General features: G+C 51.9%; 25 protein-coding genes. 10 read left to right on the plus strand and 15 right to left on the minus strand.

The genetic code is table 11. From position 1 onward, the window contains the following. Window positions 1-12: 12 nt before the first annotated feature. The 3 genes from P5706_RS36375 to P5706_RS36385 form a co-directional block, all read right to left on the minus strand. Entirely contained in the window at window positions 13-1,038 is a 1,026-nt protein-coding gene (locus tag P5706_RS36375; RefSeq protein ID WP_285685534.1) for a hypothetical protein, read from the minus strand. A 698-nt stretch (window positions 1,039-1,736) separates the two neighbouring features. Beyond that, the gene (locus P5706_RS36380) at window positions 1,737-3,386 is read right to left on the minus strand and encodes a hypothetical protein (protein ID WP_285685535.1); all 1,650 of its coding nucleotides are present in this window, start codon (window positions 3,384-3,386) and stop codon (window positions 1,737-1,739) included. A gap of 47 nt (window positions 3,387-3,433) precedes the next feature. After that, window positions 3,434-4,351 carry a phosphoadenosine phosphosulfate reductase domain-containing protein gene (locus P5706_RS36385; protein WP_285685537.1) on the minus strand — a complete coding sequence of 306 codons (918 nt, stop codon included), beginning with the start codon at window positions 4,349-4,351 and terminating at the stop codon, window positions 3,434-3,436. A gap of 269 nt (window positions 4,352-4,620) precedes the next feature. Here P5706_RS36385 and P5706_RS36390 point away from each other — a divergent pair, with 269 nt between their 5' ends. From P5706_RS36390 to P5706_RS36405, 4 genes are all read left to right on the plus strand, one after another. Then, window positions 4,621-4,995 (plus strand): hypothetical protein, encoded by a 375-nt coding sequence (locus P5706_RS36390; RefSeq protein WP_153045981.1) that lies wholly within the window; start codon window positions 4,621-4,623, stop codon window positions 4,993-4,995. A 31-nt stretch (window positions 4,996-5,026) separates the two neighbouring features. Beyond that, entirely contained in the window at window positions 5,027-5,515 is a 489-nt protein-coding gene (locus P5706_RS36395; protein ID WP_078466036.1) for a hypothetical protein, read from the plus strand. A gap of 74 nt (window positions 5,516-5,589) precedes the next feature. Continuing rightward, window positions 5,590-5,979 (plus strand): hypothetical protein, encoded by a 390-nt coding sequence (locus P5706_RS36400; protein ID WP_078466037.1) that lies wholly within the window; start codon window positions 5,590-5,592, stop codon window positions 5,977-5,979. 144 nt (window positions 5,980-6,123) lie between these two features. Next, window positions 6,124-6,609 carry a hypothetical protein gene (locus P5706_RS36405; protein WP_078466038.1) on the plus strand — a complete coding sequence of 162 codons (486 nt, stop codon included), beginning with the start codon at window positions 6,124-6,126 and terminating at the stop codon, window positions 6,607-6,609. A gap of 70 nt (window positions 6,610-6,679) precedes the next feature. Here P5706_RS36405 and P5706_RS36410 read toward each other — a convergent pair whose 3' ends face one another. The 7 genes from P5706_RS36410 to P5706_RS36440 all read right to left on the minus strand — a co-directional run bounded on the left by P5706_RS36410 (window position 6,680) and on the right by P5706_RS36440 (window position 11,177). Continuing rightward, window positions 6,680-6,982: a hypothetical protein gene (locus tag P5706_RS36410; protein ID WP_078466039.1), complete on the minus strand. Its 303-nt coding sequence runs from the start codon at window positions 6,980-6,982 to the stop codon at window positions 6,680-6,682. 171 nt (window positions 6,983-7,153) lie between these two features. Continuing rightward, a complete protein-coding gene (locus P5706_RS36415; protein ID WP_078466040.1) occupies window positions 7,154-7,948 on the minus strand; it encodes a hypothetical protein in 795 nt (264 codons plus the stop codon). 86 nt (window positions 7,949-8,034) lie between these two features. Then, window positions 8,035-8,328, minus strand: coding sequence for a hypothetical protein (locus P5706_RS36420; protein WP_153045982.1), 294 nt, complete (start codon window positions 8,326-8,328; stop codon window positions 8,035-8,037). Window positions 8,329-8,552: 224 nt separating this feature from the next. After that, complete coding sequence (locus P5706_RS36425; protein WP_078466041.1) at window positions 8,553-8,975, minus strand: hypothetical protein; 423 nt, start codon at window positions 8,973-8,975, stop codon at window positions 8,553-8,555. A gap of 276 nt (window positions 8,976-9,251) precedes the next feature. Next, window positions 9,252-9,455: a hypothetical protein gene (locus P5706_RS36430; protein WP_078466042.1), complete on the minus strand. Its 204-nt coding sequence runs from the start codon at window positions 9,453-9,455 to the stop codon at window positions 9,252-9,254. A 76-nt stretch (window positions 9,456-9,531) separates the two neighbouring features. After that, complete coding sequence (locus P5706_RS36435) at window positions 9,532-9,948, minus strand: hypothetical protein (RefSeq protein WP_078466043.1); 417 nt, start codon at window positions 9,946-9,948, stop codon at window positions 9,532-9,534. A 524-nt stretch (window positions 9,949-10,472) separates the two neighbouring features. Then, window positions 10,473-11,177 (minus strand): hypothetical protein, encoded by a 705-nt coding sequence (locus P5706_RS36440; RefSeq protein ID WP_078466044.1) that lies wholly within the window; start codon window positions 11,175-11,177, stop codon window positions 10,473-10,475. A gap of 243 nt (window positions 11,178-11,420) precedes the next feature. Between P5706_RS36440 and P5706_RS36445 the strand changes: the two genes are divergently transcribed. Beyond that, window positions 11,421-11,705: a hypothetical protein gene (locus P5706_RS36445; protein WP_153045983.1), complete on the plus strand. Its 285-nt coding sequence runs from the start codon at window positions 11,421-11,423 to the stop codon at window positions 11,703-11,705. 7 nt (window positions 11,706-11,712) lie between these two features. Here P5706_RS36445 and P5706_RS36450 read toward each other — a convergent pair whose 3' ends face one another. After that, window positions 11,713-11,982 carry a hypothetical protein gene (locus P5706_RS36450; RefSeq protein ID WP_153045984.1) on the minus strand — a complete coding sequence of 90 codons (270 nt, stop codon included), beginning with the start codon at window positions 11,980-11,982 and terminating at the stop codon, window positions 11,713-11,715. Between the two features lie 122 nt (window positions 11,983-12,104). Here P5706_RS36450 and P5706_RS36455 point away from each other — a divergent pair, with 122 nt between their 5' ends. Continuing rightward, the gene (locus P5706_RS36455; protein WP_116827136.1) at window positions 12,105-12,392 is read left to right on the plus strand and encodes a hypothetical protein; all 288 of its coding nucleotides are present in this window, start codon (window positions 12,105-12,107) and stop codon (window positions 12,390-12,392) included. Between the two features lie 96 nt (window positions 12,393-12,488). On the opposite strand, the gene P5706_RS36460 is transcribed toward P5706_RS36455, so the two are convergent. Then, entirely contained in the window at window positions 12,489-13,208 is a 720-nt protein-coding gene (locus P5706_RS36460; RefSeq protein ID WP_078466048.1) for a hypothetical protein, read from the minus strand. Window positions 13,209-13,396: 188 nt separating this feature from the next. On the opposite strand from P5706_RS36460, the gene P5706_RS36465 reads away from it, so the two are divergent. Next, window positions 13,397-14,095 carry a DUF4262 domain-containing protein gene (locus P5706_RS36465; RefSeq protein WP_078466049.1) on the plus strand — a complete coding sequence of 233 codons (699 nt, stop codon included), beginning with the start codon at window positions 13,397-13,399 and terminating at the stop codon, window positions 14,093-14,095. A gap of 1,302 nt (window positions 14,096-15,397) precedes the next feature. Here P5706_RS36465 and P5706_RS36470 read toward each other — a convergent pair. The 3 genes from P5706_RS36470 to P5706_RS36480 form a co-directional block, all read right to left on the minus strand. Continuing rightward, window positions 15,398-16,603 carry a hypothetical protein gene (locus tag P5706_RS36470; protein WP_198834114.1) on the minus strand — a complete coding sequence of 402 codons (1,206 nt, stop codon included), beginning with the start codon at window positions 16,601-16,603 and terminating at the stop codon, window positions 15,398-15,400. Between the two features lie 46 nt (window positions 16,604-16,649). Further along, the gene (locus P5706_RS36475; protein WP_078466051.1) at window positions 16,650-17,312 is read right to left on the minus strand and encodes a hypothetical protein; all 663 of its coding nucleotides are present in this window, start codon (window positions 17,310-17,312) and stop codon (window positions 16,650-16,652) included. 473 nt (window positions 17,313-17,785) lie between these two features. Continuing rightward, window positions 17,786-17,977: a hypothetical protein gene (locus tag P5706_RS36480; protein ID WP_078466053.1), complete on the minus strand. Its 192-nt coding sequence runs from the start codon at window positions 17,975-17,977 to the stop codon at window positions 17,786-17,788. A 46-nt stretch (window positions 17,978-18,023) separates the two neighbouring features. Between P5706_RS36480 and P5706_RS36485 the strand changes: the two genes are divergently transcribed. The 3 genes from P5706_RS36485 (at window position 18,024) to P5706_RS36495 (ending at window position 19,591) form a co-directional block, all read left to right on the plus strand. Continuing rightward, window positions 18,024-18,536: a hypothetical protein gene (locus tag P5706_RS36485; RefSeq protein ID WP_153045985.1), complete on the plus strand. Its 513-nt coding sequence runs from the start codon at window positions 18,024-18,026 to the stop codon at window positions 18,534-18,536. Between the two features lie 193 nt (window positions 18,537-18,729). After that, window positions 18,730-18,924, plus strand: coding sequence for a hypothetical protein (locus tag P5706_RS36490; protein WP_078466055.1), 195 nt, complete (start codon window positions 18,730-18,732; stop codon window positions 18,922-18,924). 334 nt (window positions 18,925-19,258) lie between these two features. Further along, entirely contained in the window at window positions 19,259-19,591 is a 333-nt protein-coding gene (locus P5706_RS36495; protein ID WP_078466057.1) for a hypothetical protein, read from the plus strand. Window positions 19,592-19,705: the final 114 nt, after the last annotated feature.

Consider the following 19,705-nt stretch of genomic DNA (forward strand, 5'->3'; position numbering starts at 1 on the left):
CAGCTGCTTGATTTAAATACTGCCCTCATCATTCTCATGCGTTCTTTCTTTGATTACTATTCCCCACCAGGGCATACCGTTATCTAGCAACTTTGGCTTATAATCCCTAAATCTTTCAACCCCCTCAACGGACGCCGTTGAAACACCAAAATTAATCGCGGCAAGCTTTTCGGGAGTCTCAAAAGCGCCTACTATCGTTGGTGCAAAGTTTTTATACAACCATAGGACATCAGCGCTATAGTTTTCAACAAATCCCACGCAGTATTTAAATATTTCTGCATAGTCATCGAGCGGAATTGGTTCGAAAGGTCGAGAGGACTCGTCGTATTCTCTTCTATATTTGGCGACAAGATCTTTAGTTACGTATGAATCGTATAGTGAGTACTCTGGCGGAAGCATACCCATCGATGACATGCCCTGCCAGAAGGACATTAAGTAACAGAACTCCCACTTAATTCCAGAGGTGGGAAGCGACTCTATATAGTGCTCCACACTCGACTTGGCCAAATCATTCACCGTCCTATAATCTGGTGAATTATCAGAACCTAAATATAGACCCTCGGCATGAAACAACCCGACAAGTCTTAATACTTTAGTTTTATCTGTCTCTAGAGATGTATAAGCATTAACACGACCATGAATTCCGAAATGCGGTACACGGTAAAATAGCAGCGCCCTAGCAATATTCACCCAATGTTCGTGCCCTACGCCACAAACATTCACACCATACATATTATCATAATCAAAATTGATTCGTATGGGGTATCCATAGGGTGAGGGGTAATCCCCAAAATCCCAAACCGGATCGCCGAAAGAGCTTCTAGGACTTACCCTAATATAACTCCACTCGCTCTTATCTATTTTTGAAAGATTGAGTATATTTACATTATCGAAAATGAGCCCAAGTGAAGAGTCGCCACTCAGAGCCTCATCATCTTCTTCAGCAGAGATAGGCTCTGACTCTTCCTCGTAATAACCCAGTCCACTTCTTATTTCTTCTAAAACTGCTTTTAATTGGTCACGTGTTGGAGTTGTCATGAGAGCCCTATCATTGTCAATGGCAGTGCATAGCAGTGATGTTTCGATTGATCTATTGCCTCCGCAATCTCAATCGGGTCCCCCCAGCCCTCTATAACCCCCTTCCACCCTAAATACTCAGCCCGATAGCTTTTCTCCCATTCTAAGGGATTTAACCGCTCCCTCAGACCGTCAAGGTCGGAAATTCTTCTTGCAATAAAAGGTAATGCTTCTTTGAAGATCACACACTGTGAGCATAACGGACAACGATTGAAGTAGTTGCACGGCGTATCCGTCCTAAGAAAACTTTCAGCGCCTGGCCAATCTGGTCGCCTTGAGTTTAGACAACTTGCAATGAATGTCTGACCTTCCGGAGAAAGCAACTGTATTACCGCATCTTCAGAAGAATTCAGCCTACCGACTAATGGTGCAACAACTGACCTTAGTTCTTCTTTGCTACCGCAACGTAGAGTGGCTTCACGCAGCTCAACCAAAGACACATCTGTAAGAAGATTTGCTGAGTAACTTCTAAAATCTTCTTCATGTTTTCTCTGAATCTTCCTTAGACGACCATTTAATATTTCTGCCGCCCCCAGTCACTATCATAATGATTTACTGTGGTATCGAGATTCGAATGCCCCATCATTGCCGAAACCTCGTCAATATCTAAACCCTGTTCTCTCCGTCGAGTTTCATAGGTAGTTCGAAGACGTTTCGTTTCAATTCTGGGACTTGGTATCCGTATCCAATTTTATGCCGTGGCGAAGTAGAAACTCCGTTGAAGCGTGCCCAAAATTCGTAGTGGTTACGGGCGCGCATAAGCGACCAAACTTATTCCAAAGATTCTTCGAAATGACACACTGGAATAATTTACCCTTTAAATAATGAGGCGACGACAAATGCTTGGTTACTTCAGCGGCAACAAAGCGCAAGACCTGATACGCGCCAAACTTATCTCGCTTGTTTGATCTATGCATTTGGCTTTTGTCGGACCGTCCCTTGTACCCATAAATAATCACATAGTCATCATCCAGAAGGTCCTCCTCAATGTGGTCGTCTAGGTTATCGCTTATCGATACCACAACCTCAAAGTTCCAGCCCGTCTGCAACATCACGAAGAGAAAGAATGGGAATATAGTTCCCATTGTGAAAGCTACTCTGCTGAAGTATGCCATTTGACCTACTTCATAGGGTAGGTGCTCTGGCCCGACCCTCATATACATCAAGGCCGACCGTAATCTTTTTTCCAGCGTAGAATATTTTTTGTTTGTTCCGTGAGCGGTGTTTTTACTCCACTCAGAGGAAAAGAGATGTCCAGCTTCCTCGAAGCTCACTTGCATAGGCCAATCAGGATAAAGTCTTCCTACATTTGCAGTTGCAATTCGCCCAGATTCTTCTCGATCACAGCCATACACCATCCCCCGTTCACTGACCTCAGTACCAACTACAGGGCGACCTTTAGCCGCCAGTTCATGGGCGCGGGCTCGGTAAATGCCCAGAAACTTCTCTATACTTATTCCATTTTCCCGTATGTAATATTTAACATCTCCAGTGATGCGTATGACCCACTCAAACCCCTTAACATGTGTCGCCTTGATCGACCCATTGGATCTTTTGGCCTGCTCATTCATAACTAGATCAAACATCAAGTTTTCTAATGAAAGATCGTATTCCAGCATTGGTTGCCCGTCTTTCACTAGACCTTTGTAACTCTCCATCCACTTCATAATAAACTTAATATCAACCAGGCATCCCTCTACAAGCTTATTATGAATCTCCCTGCTATATCCTTCTGTTACTTGCTCGTTCATCGCCGGTCCAAGTGGCCATTGAAACTCTTTGCCGACCCAGCCCTGCCCTTTATATTTATTTTTCAACGAGATGAATATATTTTTTAATGCACCGTATCTTTTTCTATTTACGGTGCGGCCTGGATACGAACGAATTAAAAATGACCTAAAATTCATGCATACCTGCCCATCGACATCAGCAACACCTTTGACTGATTTATTGATCGGCTCAGCGCTATTTAGAAACAGCACAAACTCTTGGATTGAGTAATAGATGTCTTGATGGGATTGATACGTGATCAATCTTTTTGCGGCATGGAGCTGCGCACCTATGAGTAACTGCTGAACAATTAATTTATGGTGCGGATACTCATTGACAAAATCGGTGAAGTCACGGACGAAGTCCTTGGTGCCAGTGGTCTTGTTTCGGACAAGCAACCCTTGAGCTGAAACATCCACTTGTCCCCTTGCAGTGCTTCTTTTTTGGATTGCTTGGGGGGTGTTTTCTGGCAGCTTGCGCTGGAGGAGCGGTCGTTCACTCGACTCAAGGGCAGACTTGGAGAAGGGTTTGCGTGGCATCTGACCTCCAATTGGATTGGGTCTTTAGCCAGCAATATCAAGCATCACTAGACAGTCTGGCCATACATTTTTGTTTCGACGATAACAGTGCGGGCTCCACATGCCGGGCGGGCTTGCTCAGTACCGCTCAAGTACATATTAACCATGCACTCGCCACCATTCGCTTCCCGGTATATTTCCACAAGCTCATCAAAGTTGTCGTAGGCGGCGAACTTACCCGAGCGAACATAGCCGATGTATGTGAAAACATCGAAGGTATCCCAGTTGGCAATAGGGCTAAGGACCATCTGGCCATTGCCCATAGCGTCTACCGCGTCGGTAGCGCTTTCTCCGCGCGCCTTCATCTTGGTGGCGCGAGCGCTGCTCTCATCAAAGCGGGTGCCGATGAGAGTGACTAGGTTTGCATCCTTGGCCTTTACGCCATCCTTCTCAGCAATGTAAGCCTTGACTTGTCGCTTGATTTTATCAAGAGGGGCCGCCTTGACCATCTGCTGGCATTTGGAACTTGCGCCAACACTCATGATCGACCGGCCGGACAAGATCGCCACTAGATAATCGTTGCTCAGATTGGGTGAGGCTATCCATACCCTAGTAGGAATGCCTGCGGACTTTGCGAAGGCTTCGATAGATTTAATCTGCCCCTTGTTGTACTGGTCAATTCTTGGGTTTTCCATCCTTGTATTAGAATTGACAAGGTGCAGTGTGGGGACTTCAACTCCCTCAGCTTTCAGTTCGGAAAGTGCGCTGTAAGCCAGATTCAAAGTAACACTACTGTCCTTGCCACCGCTCCAGGCGACGGACAAGTTAGCGCCATTGATTACTTGCTGTTTGATTGCGTTGATCGCACTTCTGACTTTCTCATCAAAACTCAGGGTTACAACCGGCCCACGTGGAGACTCAAGCTTGATCTCTTCGAAGAGGCCTACTTGTTTAACGTTAATCAGGTTTGCGTGGGCGGTTGTCATGATTACTTCACTGTGTTCATTTCGGTATGAGCACAGTTTTAGGGCGAATCATGTGTGCCAGAACCACCCTGGTAGAAAATTTTAGACAAGAAGCCCCCAGTTTGATGATCCTTGGCAATTAGTTTGTCTTTGCACTTCCATGCTGGTCATCTAATAAAAAAGCAGTTGCTCACTGTCCTAGCTGGTGGCACGTGTCCATTGAGTGGATTATGACTATCCGTGGCATCCGTATAAGCCTCAGATCAGTCCCCTACCTAGGAAACGATAAGATGAATCACTGGCTCAAGACCCTCCTGCCAAAGAATGCATCTGCTGTTGAACTGTCGCAGAAAATCGACGATGCAGATGAGCGTGTCCAGAATTTAAAGGAGCAAATCATTGCCGTACAGTCACGGCGCGCTGAGCTTGAGCGTGAGGCGAAAGATCTGGCTTCTCAATGTTTGAGCGACGATCAGCTTGCCTCTGTATGCAGTGATGAAGCAGCTTTGCTCAACAGTTGCAGAGTGAGCGCCTCGATTCTCCAGAGCGAGCTACGCCGGCTGTTTGTAGAGTCCTCACCGTTTTTGAGCGAGCTTGCTCAATCAGAAATGGACAAAACCATCTCCATTCATGACAACCTAGGCCGTTGGCTTTCCCGCTTTTGATTCAGCCGAGTTTCCCAGGAAGCAAAATGTCATGAAAATGGAAGAACCCGACGACGTTTACGAGATCCTCAGCGAAGCGAAATTGCTAGCAAGGCGCTACTACCATTTGACTGGCAAGCCTCTGGGCGTCACCGGCGAGGTGGCTGAGTACGAAGCATCTCGAATCCTCGGTCTAGAGTTGGAGCAAGCCAGAACAGCGGGCTACGACGCCATCGAGACTAAAGATGGCATAGACCTCAAGATCCAGATCAAGGGACGGTATTTCCCGAACCGTCGCATGCGAGGTGGCAGGCTTGGATCGATCGACCTGAAGCAACCTTTCGACATTGTGATGCTGGTTTTGCTTGATGGCGACTACAACGCCTTCCAGATCTTCGAAGCAAAAAGGCCAGACGTCGAGGCGTTGCTGACCAGGCCGGGCTCGAGAAGTAGGAACGAGCGAGGTTCCTTGGGTATTAGCCAGTTCAAAGCGATCAGTATCCTCAGATGGGAAAGGACAGGGGTAAGTAAACCAGCTTGATTCTTGCGCTATGGCCGGTCTGGGCCGAGGCGTTATCCTAACCAGCACCAAGTAAGCACCATGAGGACCATCAAGTGCCACAGTCACTATTTGATCGGCTAGCCCAGTTCGACGCGGCCATGCTTGCGTCTGGACGGCCGGCTGTTCCTGGAGAAGAGCGCCGGGCGATACAGCTGACCAACTCTGTGAATCCAGAGGCTGGGCGGGGGTTCGACTGGCTTCTACCTGAGGCGGCAGGTACCGCCAAGATGATCCATCACGAAGAGTCTGCAGAATTCATGGTCTTTGCGTTTGATGATCGGAGCGTGCTGGTCTTGCTTCAGACTGGTTTCGTTTTCTCGGTTGCAAGTGGCAACCCCGTCAGCCTGGGCAAAATTAAGGCCTGGCTCGAGGGTCACAACATAGTGCACGGCCCTTCTTCCGGTCCCACTGCAGCCAACCAGTCCTTTGACCTGCCGAACTGACTGTTCCTGAGAAAACCACGTTGGATATAAATGCAATAATCCTCAAAGCGAAGCTCGGGCATACCCGCAAAGCCGCGGCGTAATCCCAAGCCTAAACACGGCGCGTGGCCTGAATGGTCGTGTCAGTTTCACAGGAATTTCTTGATGATAAAAATCAGTGTGGATTTGTCCCGGACCACTAAGACAGAGTACGACATCTACATGTCTTCTCGGCTACGCACGTTCCTTCAAAATGAATTGGCGAACGACCTGAGTGGCTGTGAGGCTTTGGTTGAATCATCTGGAGGACCGCACAACGTTGAACCCGGGACAGACAAACAGAAGGCGGATCCCTTTGAGCCAGATGGCGTCATAGGTCACCAAGTGCGCCACGCTATCGAGGAGTATCAGCGAGCATTCACTTATGCTCATCGTCGCAACTGGTGGCACCGAACCCTCTGTTGGCTCGGCAGCGAGGATTCTTTGGCGAATGAGCTCCTGGTGCGAGAAACACGTGCACACGCAGTAGCTTTTTCTGGTCAATCGTCTGCTCACAAGATGGCTCTTGAAAGAATCGTCCGGATCAATTTACGGAAAGCTAAGAAGTTCGGACTCATATCGATCTTGACCGAAAGCAACCGGCTGCCCTAGTCGAGGACTATTCCTAGACTATTCGAGGTATTGAAAGCGAGTCCTATCAAGCATGCCTCTTGTTTTCTGGTTAGATCCAGGAAGTAAGAGACTTCCACCAGCTCTTGTCCTTCTTGTGCCGGATATGAGTGCGAGCGGCTAGCTTGTCTTTGTATTTGCGGCAGGTCCCGTTCAGCGACTTCCCGGCTGCTGTTTTGACGATCACCCGATCGCCGAGTTTGTGGTTAACACATGCAGCGAATGCGGCCGGTGTGGGCGAGGGGCCTCGGTCACGGGCAGCCTGGCTGGCGCTGGCCGGTGAGGTGAGAATGACCGAGATGCTGCCAGCGATGAGCGCACAGAGGATGAGGTGGCTAAGGGAGAGGCGTTTCATGAGGGTCTTCTACCTGGGCTGTTCTGGATCAGCCAAGGGTGCGGATCATGGCACGTCGATGCAACTCATAAGCATGACCCCAAATTCAATCGCCCGCCGGGCGCGAATGGCTTAATGGAAAACGGACATCCTCTCGGGAGAATTGTCCGTTTGGCATTCAGCTGGCTGCAATCACTCTGGGGTTTGTACTGATGTCATGATTGGCTGCGGCTCCCAGCTCTTACGCTTGTGCATATGCCGGGTGGTAAATCGAGCTGGCCATCCCATCTTTTTCAAGATCCACCTGCCCAAACCGCTGGCACTATCGGTCCATCTATCAATTAGCTTGAGCTCCGCCAGGCTCTTCACACCACACTCACGCTCATCGCGCAGTTCGGACTCAAATCCGAACCAAGGTTTCAGGCGACGATAGTAGCGATCAGGCACGAACAGGTCCCCCACGCACTTTGCAGTGAAGGTTCCGCCAATGACTTCGATACCTGTCCTGCTCTGATCGTGATTGGAAAGAACGAAGCCGAAAGCCATGTAGAACCGATTGCGTTGCTCCCGTGCTTTTTCAGTGCTGGCGTCGATATCAGCAAGGGAACCTGGGTCAATTGCGTAGCCCGCAACATCCTGCTTGGTGAGCCACTCGATCACGTTGGACATGAGAGCTGGGCCCAGACCTACGCCCTTTTTGTGCATGATCAATTGACCAGTAGGCCCGAACTTCACGCGTCGGGTTTGATGGCAAATGACGACTGATACCTGATTGTTCCAAGTATGGAATGAGGATCCACTAGCTGCCGGGTGGACTGCGCGTGCCCTGTAAAACTCGTAGTTGCCCATGTGCCGTGATTCTGAGGATGTACGGGTGTATTCAGTGATGACAGGATAGACCTCCCGACGATCGCCAGCGGGCACCTCATATACGAACAGATCCTTGACGGTGCAGAGCTGCTCGAGCTCGTTGGAAATACGCTTCAATGACACTGCGCGACCTCAGCCATATAGGTTCAATTTTGTAGTGTGCCAGTAGAGCGAGGCATCGACTTCAGAGAAAGCGAAGCATTCTAGCTTCCTGAGCATGCTGTACTTATTAGTGCTGAAATCGGGATGCCTTGCTCCTTAAGGCCACCGATATAGCCTTCGCACGCTGCTTTCTTTGAGCCAGGATCAAGTTGTTCAATCTGAGCAGCAACAAGCTCATCCCGTTGGCGATTTTCAACATCAACCTGGTCCTGTTGTGATGCCGCGCGCTTCGAAGCGAGGTATGGCTCCAGGACATAAGACTTGCCAGCTAACATTACAGCGATGCCAATAGTTGCTCCGCAAACAGCCGTAATTAGTGTTTTTCGATCGTTCATGATTTAACCTACTCTTCGGCAATTATTGAGACTGGAGACGTCGTGCTGCGTAGAAATCAAACTCTCGCAACCATAAAGCAGGATGTTACTGCCACCCCAGTCGTACCTTGCCAGTATGGATATTAACGTTTCACAGAGTAACCCTTGGAAGGCCGAGCCTTCGATTACCTTGTTCCGTTAACGCTGATGTTTCGCAATGATTTAGGTTGGATCAAATTGGCTGCCTAGGTGCTGCATGCCGACTGAATCAGTTCGCGGGCGTGGCTATCATCTGATGCGTAGCCTTCACTTACAAGCCAATCACAGGTGGTAGCAATCTCAGCAGTTCTCACCGCGGCCCTGATAGTACCGATCAGCTTAGTATCCAGCCCACTTGGTCGAACTAGTTTTGTCTTGCTTATACTACTGTTTCCCTCCCGCGCGGTGGAATTGATCTCCTCGTAAGTGGCCTGACCGAGCGTCGTAAACGTCATCTGGTCGCGGCCTTGAGTGTCGACACCGAGCACCACGAGACCCTTACGCTCAAGTCCTCGGGCAGCACGCTTTTCCCCGGGCTCAACCGGCAGCGAAGTGCCTGCTTGGGGGGCGGGGTAGATGATGGAGGCGATCAGCGCTTCTTCGCCGGCTGAGAGTTTTACAGCGGTCATGGTCATAAACTCCGATATCTGTAGGATGGCTCACATTAACCGGCCGGGCTCAGGGTATGACTTTCTGAAGTCCATCGGCTAAGCCTTCCCAGGTGTCTGCCATGCCGTTTGTGTTTACTGAGACCATCCTAGTATCGGGATCGAGCCAGTAAACTGTACCTCGTGAGCCATGCGCGTCGTGCCCACGATCCCCAAATGATGACTGTGTCTTCCAGCTTCAGGTCTTCAAAGGTGACGTTAATGGCGTTTTTGCTGGTCATGCTCATACCTCCAGGGTCAACTCTGGCCTGCAAGTGTCGCGTTATGCATCGCAACCACGTATGCCGCTAGGGCCGCGTCGCCTTGGAAGTGGCCGATGCGCAGGGTTTCGTTCTCTGACTTACCTGGCACGAAGATCTCACCGGCGCAGTTGTGCTCCCACGGTACTCTGACCTCATCAGACAAGGCATTAAGCAGGGCGGAACGACGTTCTTGATTCATTGACGGTTCACCTTTCACGGTGCTCCCTGTGGTAGCCAGCGCCGTGGGTTGTGGCTAAAGCCGACATTACACACGATTAGGCGCCCAGCTGCTTGGATCCGTACTCAGCTTCCATGTCCGACTTGAAACGTTCAGCCTTGAGCTTGCTGGCGAAGTGATAAATCACAGCATCCTCAGCAGGATCTGCATGGGTGTCTTCGACGATCCAGGGCTTCTTGGTGCTGCCCTCGTTCTTGCGCAGCGTGAATCGAACCTGTTCCGAGGGTTTGACCCATTGTTCTTGTTCGGAACTCCACACCACCGAATTGCCAGCTTCACAGCTGTTCCAACAGCGACCGTTGAGGTAATCGCCAGCCTCGTTCTGATGCTCGGTGGCTACCAGGCCAGTATCTTCACAGATGGCGCAGCAGAAGTGCTTGAAAAGTGGAGCGGTGCTGACGACGGCGCCGGCGATGCCGATAGCAGTGAGAGGTGACTCGGTTTGAGTGTTCATGGATTTGCTCCTGGTCATGTGGTAACGATGGAGCAATTCTCTGGCCCTTTAACCCGTGCCAGAACCACCTGGAGGCAACATTTCAAACCTAACGAGGTTGGGCCGTCTAATAGGCTGGATTGACACATGGCGACTCAGGCCAACTCTTAATAGAGATCACCCTCTGGTAGCCGATGCTGCAAACCCTCATTCATGGCGTGCGATGAATAGGCAAAACTGAGCAAACTCTTTGAAGAAAAAGTTTCTGACAAGTTGAAGGATGGTACGAAGTCCTCAACTACGCGTCGGATTCGACAAGTCGGGACAAGCTCAAGCGGGATTTGAAAGTCCACGGCCCCCAACGTGCCGCGCGGTGATGGCAGAGGAGATGAGTGGAACAATTACTAATGGCAAGTGGAGCGAGGACTGTACCAAGGGGAGGCTCAGACCAAACAGGTTCATATTGAAACCGTTCAGCCCGTACAGCCCGCAAGCGCCGGTGAGTCAACCTCGTCCAGCGCGGATTTGTGGAAGTTAAGGCTCCTTTAAGGGCTGACAAGAAATTCGGCGCTAGCGTCTTCGTGTGCTTCGACCTGCCCCCAGAAATGGCTGACTGCGTCACGAGCCAGATTTCCACGATACACGTCGCCGGCATATTCATTCTCGTGGCCGAGGTAAGGGCTGTTGATCACGAGGGTTCCACTCTCTTTGCTTTGCGCCGCATAGGCGCTGTCCATGACCAGTACCTCGGCCGGGCGATCGGTAAAAATGAAGGTTTGAGCACCATTATCCATCCCCAAGGCTACCCGTACAGGCTTTAGCAAGGTCAGCAGGCCGTTGCATACGGACTGGGCCGCCAGCATGCTCTCCGAGGTCATGAGCTGATAGGGCTCGTCCGGAAACCCATCTTCATACCCGACGACGCGCCAGGCCTCACCGGCGAAGCGGGCCATACTTACCTCGGAGTGTGGATCCTGGCCGGCATCAGCCGCGAGGTAAACGTCGCCGTCACAGTGGTCGATCATGGCCATCTGCACACCGCCAGGCTTCTGGGACAGGATCAGAGAAAGGTTAGGGTATTCGGCCAGGCTCTGCTCGTTGCGAACCGGCTCCAGGACACCTTCCACTTGGCGCGGGTCGATTGGAAGGAACTGTGATTCGATGCCGTACATGACACGGATGCAGCGCTGAGTCTCGAACTTAATGAACACTGGTTGGCCTAGTTCGTTGATGTGATCGGTAGGGTTCATATCGATATCTCCGTGAGTGATTTGATGGGTTCATCATCACGTGGGCCTAGGTGTGCCAAAACCCCCCTAGCGTTTAGACTGGCCAGCCTCTTCTATGGATGACTGACAATGCCCCAATACCGGTTTTCATCTCCTGCTGTTCGCAGATTTGGCTTCACTCTCGTTTCCGCAGCTGGTGCAGCAATCTTGGTGGGTTGCGCCGCGAATCCCGGGAGCGATGAGTCCTCTTCATACGATACTGCGATGTCTCAACAAAACACCGCTATCCGATCGGTTCGTGTCTACAAAGCAATTCCAGAGGGCGCCATTGGGGTTCGCTCGGTCATGGCGGCCGCATGTGGTAGCGACGCAAATGAATTCGGATCTGATGAAAACTACATCCTGACTGGCTTGAAGATGAAGGCTTACAAGAGTGGGGCCAATGGCCTTGCTATGGTCGACATCCAAAAGATGCCAGACCCTAAAGGTCAGTGCGATGTTGGATTCTCGGTGGGTGGCACTGCCAAAGCGTTCACCGTCCAACAGTAGGTTGGAATTAGCTGGAGCTGGTTATCTGCTGCATCAGTTGATGGACCTTGGCGACGATCTCATCCACCTTTGCGGTTGCTGGCAGATCCAGCATATTGCGAAGGCTTAGGATCGCATTAGATGCAGAGCCGGCCGCTTCCCGATGTCCATCGTGATCTCCGTTGTGTTTGATAGTTTCCAGTGTCGGCCAGCTCTGGATGTGCCACCAGCTAACGGCTTCACTTGGAATGAATTCCGTTGCGGGGGTTTGAGTTGCCAGGCGGATAACCTTTGGCATCATGTCGGCCTGACTGAGATCAGGCTCGGCTAGCCCGATCTTGCGTCAAAAGAGAAAGCATCAGAACTAGAACATGAGGGTTTGCGGACATGAATACAGCTACCACCGCCACTGGAAGCCACATGAGTCACGAAATGCAGTTAGCTACATTGCTAGGAATCAAATCCTTGTTCAATGACGGTTTCAATGCCTCTTCTATTGCTGGCATCCTCGAAGGGCAGGTCAAGGCCGCCGATGAGCGAGGCGGGTGGGGAAAAGCCAAGACGAATCTAGATCAGGGTGCACCTTTCATTATTAGCTTGATCGGAACCGGCTTGTTCTCTTCTTCCGTCGAAAGGATATTCGCGATCGTCGACCGGCCTGACAGAGCGATTGATGGGGCGATCGAGTTACTGAAAGCGATCCGCTGAAGATACTCTTATCATCAGCATCAGATGGTGATCGGACTCAGATGACCGGGCAGCTAGTAGAAACTGTTCGTGGCGGCATGATGCTGCCCTGGTCTCCTAATGCGATGCTAGGCTCAATGGACCAGCGCCTGGACCGTTGCCATCATCTCCCGCGGCATTGTCTTCAACAATCTTCCCGACCCACATGGCTGTAGTGACCTCTCGGCTGCGCTGAAACTTCACCCAGACGAAATTTGGGTCAACCTGAGGGTAGCCGAGCAAACCGACCGGGGCCGTTGTCATCGACTCCCATAGCTCATTGAATCCCGCCCCGTCCTCTGCCTGGCTAACCAGCACGTACCCACGCTTTTGCTCTTTGATGATCTTCAGGATCTCGCCGAGAACCAGTACAGGGAACGCTTGAGGTTCATCGATCACCACTGGGAGATGTGGGTCTTTGCTCACCTGGTACCAAAACCAGTTTGCGTTCGAGCAGTCCGACGTACGTCCATTCAAGTAGACCGCGTTTGGCAGTGCGGCTTGAAGGAAAGTGGTTTTGCCGCTGGCCACTTTACCGGTCAACAGCACGGCTTTGCGTTCCTCAAGCCATTGCTGAACGGTCGAGGTCTTCAGCTCACGCGCTACATTACCGGTGGTTTGCTTCACCAGATTAAGAAGTGCCAACCGATCAGCCTTTGACAGAAGCCTCGCCTTGATTCCGAGAAGCCCTGGGGCTTCGATGAATATCCCATCACGGTACGAGATACCGTTCAGCGGGTAAATGCCAACCTTGAGCTTACCGGCAAGCATGGCTGTCTTGATATCTTCGTAGAACATGGTTCATTCCATCAGATCGGGTTTCAGGCGAATCATTCCGCCAAGTTGGGTTGAGTATATCGTCAGGTAGAGATGCAACCACCCACAAGAGAAATCGGAATCTAACTTGAGGCTTCTGGCACAGGCTGGGCAGGTCAAAATGGCCACATCAACTTGAGACACACCTAACGAACCGTTCTGGAGTACCCATGACCGACCTCCCCGAAGCTACACCCGCTCAAATCGCTGCGCTCAAGCTGCAAGTGCCCGGCATTGCCAATCACATCAATGAGTTCCAGATGAGCACCCTTGCCGCAAATATGACCTTTGAACTCGCGCCATCGGTGACCGTCGGTTTCCGCCTCAATCAGCTGGTTCAGGATGGACAGGTGACTGAAGAAAACCTTGTCGACGTAGTTCGAGCTATTCGCATTCCATTGCTTGCGCCTAGCATGGCTGCGCAGATTGATGGGGCGATCGGCGCGCAAGGCTACGCAGTGAAATCAATATTCGGAGGTGACGACTCTCCTTCGTTCGCGTATTCAGTCGGTCTGACTGGCACCGTGGGGTTTGAGCTGATCTCGATGGCGGGGATGGATCATCAATTGAACGCCTACATGGTCAACGCATATGCTGAGTTGGCCAAGGCTGGCGAGGTGATCGAAGAAGAGCGCACAGATCTCGTTGAATTGTCATCAACGCCAGGTCAAGGCCTGCGCACGAAATGCGTGCCGGTTAACGTATCAGCGGCCATGGAGACGCATGTTTGCGATGTCCGAGGTGAGGTCGAGCGAATCTATCAAGTTCTTGTTGCTGACAAACACAATCTGTTGCCAGATGAAGAAGGCTACGAGCAGGCATTCTTGCAGCCTTGCTTCCCTGCTCTTAAAAACCCTGCCACGCATTAATTCAGACCTGCAGGCAGCCCTCAAACCGAGCTGCCTGCCTCCTTTTAAGTCGAAAAGTACCCCCCGAAGGGCTCATCGTCTCGACTCAGCTCATCCATACGCTCTTCTGAATTTCGCGGACCAGTCAGCCACATTGAATCAGCAGACGCCCTCGATTCGTACTGCCAGCGCTCCTGCCCTTCGAAATGAAGGTCCGTGGTTACGATTACTGGAAGTTCTGTGCTCGATGCGTTAGGGGGCTCCGGAATGTCGGGCTTACCGGCTACGTACCAATCCCATGCTGCCTTTGTTGTTTCGAACAGGGGCCGGTAGGCATAACAGACGGTGCAGTCATAAATGAGGTAAAGCCTGCGACCATCCTCAAATTCAACCATGGCCAGGGATCGTGACATCTTCATACTCGATAATTAAGTGGAATAGGTGCTAATCGATGCTACTCATTCTTTGGGTATCTACGCTTAGTAGGGTCAATGATATTACCTCATTGACCATTAATGCTTGAGGCTCTCAATCATGTTTCAGATGCCTGGCTACTTGACGAATGATCGTCCCCACACAGACTTGCTAATAGACATACTATGAGCAAAATTGGCCCTATGGCGGGAAGTAGAGTAACCAAACCTACCGCAGTTCTGATGACGAATGGTTGAGTGGAGATGAAGTCTTGCGTCCATTCCCCGCACACGGACATCATTGCGTAATACGAGGGTGTCAGGCCCAGAAAAATTGAGCTTAGTGACAGCAATCCAAAGGGAATGCCCCATAAGGAGTGTTGTTTGCCCAGCTGCAATGCAATACACAGCGACCAGGCAGCGACTATGAAGGTCACCCATTGAATATAGGCTGCTGGCAAAAGGTTTGAGCCGCCATCGGTGAGGACTGCCGACACGTGCTGCCACATTTGGGCTCGCCATTCCTCGATCACAGGTACTAGAGCTATGAGCCCGGACAACATGCCAATACACAAAATTCCGACACCTATCTTAAGGGTGCAGGACAGAACTGTATCTCTCACCAAGTTTTCTTGATTACTCATAATTTACCCATTTTGAATTAATGCTTAGTGTTTTCCCATGACTGGGAATTAACCCCTAAATCAGTTGTTGTCAGCTAGTCCCGGAGCCGGTTCATATGTAGGCTCGTCTGTAGTGCAAGAACCTCCACACTTAGGGCAGTCTGCGAAGTAGCCAATGAGAGTCACCTCAGGGTTGCATCCGTACCAGGTGCAACGCGAGCAGGCGAAGGTCCACCGTGCTGTAGTTTTTGCGTCTATTGCATCAGTAGAAGTGACCATCTCTGCTCCTAGCGCCGATCAGAGTAAACGCCCGGTAGAGGGCTGAATGCTGGTTTGCCTTTCTGCTTTTCACGAATCCGCGCCATCACGTCTGGGCAGCTGATTCGATCAAGCTCAGCTTCGCCGCACTGATGCATTGCAAGCTTGTGGGCGTGACAGAGTGCAGCCAGTGTCACCATAACGCCGCCGACCTCTTGCGACTGCTTGCCAACATCCCGTCCAAATACGTAGTCGACCAGCTGGTGAGCCTCGTCGGATGTAGCGCCGCATGCTTGAACCAGCTCGAGGGCCTCCTCAAGAAACCTTTGGTTGCGCTCTTGAGTGTCCTGGGCGATCACTTCTCCAAAGCATTCGACCAGCCAAGGGGCTACACGGGATTGAAACGAGGCTCTTTGCAGCGAGGGCCATGCATAGACCGGTCCTTGTTCGTTCAGCCAGCCTTGAACGTCACCACCGGACCACATCTGCCGAAGCATTGTCGGGAAGGCCAACTCGGCCAGACCCTCACCGCGGAATCGCGGCGATGGTTGATGGGTGTAAAGGCTTACCACTGCTCCGGGGGGGAGGGCATCAAACTGCCGGGCAAACTCGGGGCTGAAGGTCACCAGCGGTTCGTCAACTTCAATGCCCCGGTGCACAACGGTCAGCTTCACTGATACCGGTTCATTTTGCAGGGCCTGCAGATGAGCAAGCGCAGCATCGCGTTCTGCCTCTGCTCGAGCGATTGTCTCGTTGAGTACGTCTCGGAGCTCCACCGACCCAGGGCGCTCTGCCTCGAGCTGCATTTGGAAGTGATCAATCGTTTCTTCGAATAGGGTAGCTACGCCTGGTCGACGAACTTCGTGTTTGTAGAGCGCCTGGCGCACGCGATCCCGGTAAGACGGCGTCATGGACACACTGTAAATCCCTGCGTCGTCGCGGACCAGTGACTCCCGTAGTAAGGAAAGCAATTCATCGTTGCTCACCTTCAGCTTGTCGCGGGCCTTCCCGGTGTTGCGCACCATATCGTTAAGTCGGCCCAGCTGGCGCTGAAGGGACTCAGTACGTGGATCCGGAGGCGACTGAGGTGCTGCGTTGCATGCCGCTTCCCAGGCATCAGCCATCTCAACGTCATCAATACAACGCCGCTTGGAGTACCAGGCCTCGGCGAATGCCACCTCCATGTCAACGGTCAACGGTAAAGGCACGGTGATCCAGCGTTGGATGTCAGTCATGAAACACCTCGTGAGTGTGGGTTGTAGGGGAGGCTAGGGCAGTCGGTCAGATGCCATTGAGGTGTCTCTTGAACTCGATGCACCAAACCCAGGGGTTAGCCTCCCAGCTGCCGGGGCCGTGCTTCTCTTCCCACTGGTCGATGAAGGCTTCGCGGGCGGTCAGCCATGGGGTCATTAACCGTCGTGGGCCTTCACGGCCAACCCAGCAACCGCTGCCATCACGCGCCTGACGCACGCCCTCGCCGATGATCTCTTGATCACTGATGTCGTGTAGGCGTTGAATTTTGAGCCCGGTTATCTCGAGGGTCAGTCGGCTTGCTTTCCGCGGCATGCAACGACTGGAGCGCCACCTGAAAGGTACGTGCTCATCATGCTCTGGACTGTAGATGCCTCGGACTCCGTCCTTTTCATCTATCTCATAGCTGCGATCGTCATCCGCGCGATACCAAGTGGTGGTGAAAGGGTAATGGTTAGCGAAGTCCTGGCTCCAGGCTTCACGCACCCACAGCAGATCCCCAGCTTGGCCAAAGGGGCAGAGCTCATCAGCGTGGCTCGCAACCCATGCTGGGGATTGGTCGATCAGCCACTGTCGTGCAGCGCCTTTAACGATCAGTCGAGTGACGTTGCTGGCACCGTTCTGGAATGCACGAACCTTCTGGCCCGTGAATTCGATTGCGCGCTCTCGCCGCTTAGCCGGCGCTGCGTTCATTTGTGGACCGCCGGCTGGACGGGGGCGTGTTTACGGCTCACTGCATTCCAATTAACGGGCAGACCTTGTTCAGTGAAAGCTTGGACAGACTTGTTGCAGCCCGGGCAGCGAACTGCGAAGGCTGCCATATCAGCACCGCAACGCTCACGGCCCAGTGGTCCTGCATGTCCACAGTTGCAGGGGGAAAACTCACCGGGTGGTTGAGCGTGCACATCGGTGGGACTCAACCGAGTGTTCTCGGACAAATGAAAGGGGCACATGGCATGTTCCTGAGCGAATTCGGGACGTTCATACTGCGGGGCATATTGGTGTGCCAGAAGCATCGCCCCCAGCTTGATGGTCAATAAATTAACGCGGGAACATCAGATAACAGAGCCAAAACCGGTGTGCGGAATCCGAAGCCTGGACTTGATCACCACCAGCAACGGGTAACGGCGGAGCAATCTCAAGAAGCATTACAGCTGCCGCGGCGTTCAGAGTGCATAGCGTTGGGCGTAGGCTAGAGCAGCTTTACGGGTGCCGTGGCCACCGTCGTTCCATACGTGGCCATCTACGAACTGAACAGTTACACGCCAGTCGCGCATACGAGTCCTCTTGCCAGTACGAAAATCCCGAGGGCAGGCATAAGCCTCGATTTTCTTCACTTCTTTCTCGTTGATGACCATGTGATGCCCCTTTTTGTTATGGCCTCCATTATCGTGGTCAATGGGTGTGTCAGAAGCCCCCGGGGCCCCGATCCAACAGCGGATTGTCCAGCAGCGCGATTCTGGAAGCTGGGATATCCTTGAACCAGTTCAATCCCTCGTTTCTGAATCAGAGGTAACAGCAGTGGACGCAAAGAAGCTCAGCCAGATTGCAGATTTTGTTCGTGATGAGCGCCGTCTAGACACGGCATTCGTCAATGTCCTGGAAGGCATAGATAGTGGTGCCATCGCTGCTAGTGACTTGCCGATCTCGGCAGCGCCTGTGCAGCGAGTGACGTTGGGGCAGGGTGATGCTGTATATGCTGCCAGCATGGTAGAGAAGGTTTCAGGTGTGGCCCTGGATGATGCTCAGCGCACTGCTCTGTTGAGAGTTGTCCAGGACATGCCCTCAGGCGGCACCTTCTCTGCTCTAGTGGCCGAAATCGCCAAAATGGAATCCCTTTCTGCCCTTGCTGAGGGATTGAAAGAGGTTCAGACAGCTGGCATTTACGACAGCCTCTTCACTCAAACAGCTAGCTAATCCCGAAACGTCAGCCCTTTGTCCCTTAAGGGGTCAACCTGAAGGCGCTCCGATGCTCCCTGCGAATTTATGTCGGTTTAACAGATTTTCAGCCCCGCTTTATGGCTTCAGGCACGCCAGACTAGGCGGTATTGTGGTTTCTCTGTCAGCGCCGTCCTCTTGGTGCTGAACCACAACTGACTGGAATCAACCGATGGCATGGATCACTGCAAAAGACCGACTTCCAGCAGCAGGCACGACCGTCCTGTGCAAACTTCGCCACTGGAATACCAAAGCAACCGTTGAAGAGAAGCTCACCAGGGTAGATGAGAGTGACTGCACCTGGCGTACCGCTGGCGATGGCTGCGAGATCAGTTACGACTGGGATGTGATCGAATGGGAGGAATAAGCGAATAGCCTATCGAGTACACCGAGATGTATCTTGAATACTTCACCATTAGGTGCTTCTGGCACTCGGCGCACTCAGTTTTACTGCCACCATCAAAATGGACGTATTGGCGGGATCTGATATGAGTTTGCCAGAGTGGGTGAAAGTGAAGTGCAGGGCGGTTATTCGCCAGCCGGTGAGCTGTATGAGCGACAGGGTGGACAACGTTCGTGCTGAGGCCTACAAGCACGGTTATCTTTGGGACCACCTGGCCCGGGAGTTCGTCTACGTCGGTGATACACCGCCTCAACCAACTCTATTGTCTGCCGGTAACTTCAATTTATAGGTAAAGAGTATGAAATCAGCACTGGAACACTGCATTGACGCGAAAGCGGATCGCTTCCTTGTCCAGGATGATGGCGTTGTGTTCTTGCAGACATATGGCGGAGCGACTGTTGAACTGGTTGGCACAGATGCGACACCTTACCTAAAGGTCGCTAAAAATATGCGTACGGGGGACCGCAAAAAGACGAATGAACTCGTTCCGATCGGTTTGCGTTCGGATTGGAAACTGAGCGTCCAACGGCAGGATGGGTACACAGTCTTGACTGTGTATAGCCAGATACTTCCAAGTTTTTCTGCCGAATTCCTTGCCTCGATTGAGGCTCAAACCAACACGTCCGGCTAGCACGGAAAATGCTCCACGAGCAGGGTGGTGGCACGTTTAAAGCGCAGTAAAGTATCACCATCTCAACAAGGGCTGGATTGGGGAGTGGCCTGGAGTACCGATTGACCGGGATAG

Origin of the sequence: Pseudomonas sp. ChxA, assembly GCF_030263855.1 — a bacterium.
GTDB lineage: Bacteria > Pseudomonadota > Gammaproteobacteria > Pseudomonadales > Pseudomonadaceae > Aquipseudomonas > Aquipseudomonas fluorescens_CB.

Coding starts and splice junctions, on each gene's coding strand:
- P5706_RS36375 (WP_285685534.1), bottom strand. CDS start 1,038: ATGACAACTCCAACACGTGACCAATTAAAAGCAGTTTTAGAAGAAATA.
- P5706_RS36380 (WP_285685535.1), bottom strand. CDS start 3,386: ATGCCACGCAAACCCTTCTCCAAGTCTGCCCTTGAGTCGAGTGAACGA.
- P5706_RS36385 (WP_285685537.1), bottom strand. CDS start 4,351: ATGACAACCGCCCACGCAAACCTGATTAACGTTAAACAAGTAGGCCTC.
- P5706_RS36390 (WP_153045981.1), top strand. CDS start 4,621: ATGAATCACTGGCTCAAGACCCTCCTGCCAAAGAATGCATCTGCTGTT.
- P5706_RS36395 (WP_078466036.1), top strand. CDS start 5,027: ATGAAAATGGAAGAACCCGACGACGTTTACGAGATCCTCAGCGAAGCG.
- P5706_RS36405 (WP_078466038.1), top strand. CDS start 6,124: ATGATAAAAATCAGTGTGGATTTGTCCCGGACCACTAAGACAGAGTAC.
- P5706_RS36410 (WP_078466039.1), bottom strand. CDS start 6,982: ATGAAACGCCTCTCCCTTAGCCACCTCATCCTCTGTGCGCTCATCGCT.
- P5706_RS36420 (WP_153045982.1), bottom strand. CDS start 8,328: ATGAACGATCGAAAAACACTAATTACGGCTGTTTGCGGAGCAACTATT.
- P5706_RS36425 (WP_078466041.1), bottom strand. CDS start 8,975: ATGACCGCTGTAAAACTCTCAGCCGGCGAAGAAGCGCTGATCGCCTCC.
- P5706_RS36430 (WP_078466042.1), bottom strand. CDS start 9,455: ATGAATCAAGAACGTCGTTCCGCCCTGCTTAATGCCTTGTCTGATGAG.
- P5706_RS36435 (WP_078466043.1), bottom strand. CDS start 9,948: ATGAACACTCAAACCGAGTCACCTCTCACTGCTATCGGCATCGCCGGC.
- P5706_RS36440 (WP_078466044.1), bottom strand. CDS start 11,177: ATGAACCCTACCGATCACATCAACGAACTAGGCCAACCAGTGTTCATT.
- P5706_RS36445 (WP_153045983.1), top strand. CDS start 11,421: ATGTCTCAACAAAACACCGCTATCCGATCGGTTCGTGTCTACAAAGCA.
- P5706_RS36450 (WP_153045984.1), bottom strand. CDS start 11,982: ATGCCAAAGGTTATCCGCCTGGCAACTCAAACCCCCGCAACGGAATTC.
- P5706_RS36455 (WP_116827136.1), top strand. CDS start 12,105: ATGAGTCACGAAATGCAGTTAGCTACATTGCTAGGAATCAAATCCTTG.
- P5706_RS36460 (WP_078466048.1), bottom strand. CDS start 13,208: ATGTTCTACGAAGATATCAAGACAGCCATGCTTGCCGGTAAGCTCAAG.
- P5706_RS36465 (WP_078466049.1), top strand. CDS start 13,397: ATGACCGACCTCCCCGAAGCTACACCCGCTCAAATCGCTGCGCTCAAG.
- P5706_RS36470 (WP_198834114.1), bottom strand. CDS start 16,603: ATGACTGACATCCAACGCTGGATCACCGTGCCTTTACCGTTGACCGTT.
- P5706_RS36475 (WP_078466051.1), bottom strand. CDS start 17,312: ATGAACGCAGCGCCGGCTAAGCGGCGAGAGCGCGCAATCGAATTCACG.
- P5706_RS36480 (WP_078466053.1), bottom strand. CDS start 17,977: ATGGTCATCAACGAGAAAGAAGTGAAGAAAATCGAGGCTTATGCCTGC.
- P5706_RS36490 (WP_078466055.1), top strand. CDS start 18,730: ATGGCATGGATCACTGCAAAAGACCGACTTCCAGCAGCAGGCACGACC.
- P5706_RS36495 (WP_078466057.1), top strand. CDS start 19,259: ATGAAATCAGCACTGGAACACTGCATTGACGCGAAAGCGGATCGCTTC.